Source organism: Rothia sp. HMSC073B08 (assembly GCF_001812975.1).
GTDB lineage: Bacteria > Actinomycetota > Actinomycetes > Actinomycetales > Micrococcaceae > Rothia > Rothia mucilaginosa.
In genome coordinates, this window is the sequence record NZ_KV811086.1 from 50623 (window position 1) to 51865 (window position 1243).

Here is a 1243-nt window from a genome sequence, read left to right on the forward strand (position 1 = left end):
AGCCTGCCCGGCTTCAACGTACCCGCCGGAATTGTCATCTCCGTGCTGAAGTAACGATTATGGAATCCGCCGCAAAGTTGTCCGCACTCTGTCAGCGGAATGATGTCGGAGAAAACAGGGCGTCCCATAATCTTTCCGGTGGCCGGGTCAGCCTCGTAGAGGGTGAGGTATGCAACCGATTCATGACCGCCTACCGCATGAGGATCGAGGATATGGTAGCCCTCAACCGTCAGAGTCGTATCCTGCCACGGCTTGTCAATTGCAGAGAGACTGTAACGGTACGTCGGCTGAACCGGCTCAGGGTCACGCACTACCGGCAGAGAAGCTCGTGCTGTAAGACGGTGGTCTGTCGAGTCCCAACGCAAATCCGGCTCAGCTTCATCAGACGGGTAGAACGTCAACACGACATCGAAGAGCGTGCCCTCGGGGACGTCAAAGATTTGCTTGCGAACATCAAAGGTAAACGTAACGCTTCCATCAGGGTTTTCATGAACCTTCCCCTGATTTCGAAGGGTAGCGACTCTCTTACCGTACTGGGCTTCAGGTAGCTTACTGCCGTAGCTTGACCACTCGTAGTCCTTCCCTCGCTCCACAATGCCGAACTCGAAGAGCGTGTACTTCTTGCGGAACTCAGCACTCAGCGGTGCAGTCGTCACAGAGACAGTGCCGCCCTCAGAAATATTGAGGGTACCTGAAGTGACACTCAAACGCACTTCATCAGATGCGGGAGGATTTATCGGGGTCGGAGGAGCAGCCAGCTGCACGGGCGCAGTGACCGTAAAAATGTGACTACCCTTCTCATAAAGAGAATCTGAGAAAGCTACCCTCAGCTCTGCCTCAGAACCAAGGTACACATTCTGCAACTCCTTGATGACTGCAGAGTCAATTTCAAGTTCTACGGTGCGGGTACCGTCAGGGTTACGGACAACAATAATGTCATGATCAAAGTAAGGAATGTCAGTAATTCCGACGATAGTCTTTCGAGCGGTTTTACTATAAATGTCGACGGATTTGACGTAATACCCCAAATCAACTTCCGGGGAAATGTTAGAAATAGTAACTTTATATTTCCCTGCATGGTACGGATCAACCGTCTGAGGAGACAGTGAAACCTTCGGAAGAGTATTGCGGTACGTATTGCTCTGGTAAGGCATTTTCGCGGGGTTCTTACCCACAGGAATGAAGGGGAAATCGCGCGATATAGCGTTAATGCGGCTCTTCAGAGTTGAGTGTGGTTGGAGGC

Annotated in this window: 1 pseudogene; it reads right to left on the reverse strand. The window is 51.6% G+C overall.

Annotation, left to right across the window (positions count from 1 at the left end):
- Positions 1-1154 (reverse strand): annotated as a pseudogene (locus tag HMPREF2884_RS09265) (siroheme synthase); the annotation flags it as partial.
- Positions 1155-1243: the final 89 nt, after the last annotated feature.